Source organism: Streptomyces sp. GESEQ-35 (genome assembly GCF_017948485.1).
Classification (GTDB): Bacteria; Actinomycetota; Actinomycetes; order Streptomycetales; family Streptomycetaceae; genus Streptomyces.
Window position 1 is genome coordinate 1 of record NZ_JAFFSX010000082.1, and the last position, 1,159, is coordinate 1,159.

Here is a 1,159-nt window from a genome sequence, read left to right on the forward strand (position 1 = left end):
CTCTTCGTTGTGTTGGCCGAGGAGGGGTGCGGTGGTGATGTGGGCGGGGGAGTCGGAGAGTTTGAGGGGGTTGCCGACGGTGGTGTAGGTGCCGCGTTGGGGGTGGTCGACGTTGATGATCATGTCGTTGGCGGCGAGGGAGGGGTCTTCGATGATTTCTTTGGTGGAGAGGATGGGTCCGCAGGGGATGTTGTGGGTGTTGAGGTGGTGGAGGACCTGCCATTTGGGTTGGGTGGTGGTCCATTCCTCGATGAGCTGGAACATTTTGGGGAGTTTGGGCAGGCGGGCTTGTGGGGTGTTCCATTCGGGGTCGTCGGCGAGTTCGGGCCGGCCGATGAGGTGGGTGATGGGTTTCCAGCCGGTGGGCTGGACGATGATGTAGACGTAGTCGTTGGGGCCGCCGGGGGCGCACCTGACGGCCCAGCCGGGCTGGCCGCCGCCGGAGGCGTTGCCGGAGCGGGGTACTTCGTCGGTGAAGTCGTCGTTGGGGTATTCGTGCAGGGGGCCGTGGGTCAGGCGTTGCTGGTCGCGGAGTTTGACCCGGCAGAGGTTGAGGACGGCGTGCTGCATGGCGACGTTGACGCGCTGGCCGCGTCCGGTGCGGGTGCGCTGGAAGAGGGCGGCGAGGATGCCGGCGACGGCGTGGACGCCGGTGCCGGAGTCGCCGATCTGTGCGCCGGTCGCCATCGGGGGTCCGTCCTGGAGGCCGGTGGTGGCCATCGAGCCGCCCATCGCCTGCGCGACCACCTCGTAGGCTTTGAAGCTGGTGTAGGGGCCTTCGCCGAAGCCCTTGATGGAGGCGTACACGATCTGCGGGTTGATCTCCTGGATGCGGTCCCAGGTGAAGCCCATCCGGTCCACCGCGCCGGGCGCGAAGTTCTCCACCATCACGTCCGAACGCCGGATCAGCTCGGTCAGGATCTCCTTGCCCCGCTCACTCTTCGTGTTCAGGGTGACGGAGCGCTTGTTGCAGTTGAGCATCGTGAAATACAGCGAGTCGACGTCCGGGATGTCCCGCAGCTGCCGGCGCGTGATGTCCCCGCCCGGCGCCTCCACCTTCACCACGTCCGCCCCCAGCCACGCCAGCAGCTGCGTCGCCGACGGCCCGGACTGCACATGCGTCATATCCAGGACACGAACACCCTCAAGAGCCTTCGCC

General features: G+C 66.5%; 1 protein-coding gene. It reads right to left on the reverse strand.

The annotated features are described in order from the left end of the window. Positions 1 to 1,159 (reverse strand): formyl-CoA transferase (gene frc / locus KCH87_RS48425; RefSeq protein ID WP_210594460.1); only part of this gene is annotated, 1,159 nt, incomplete at both ends.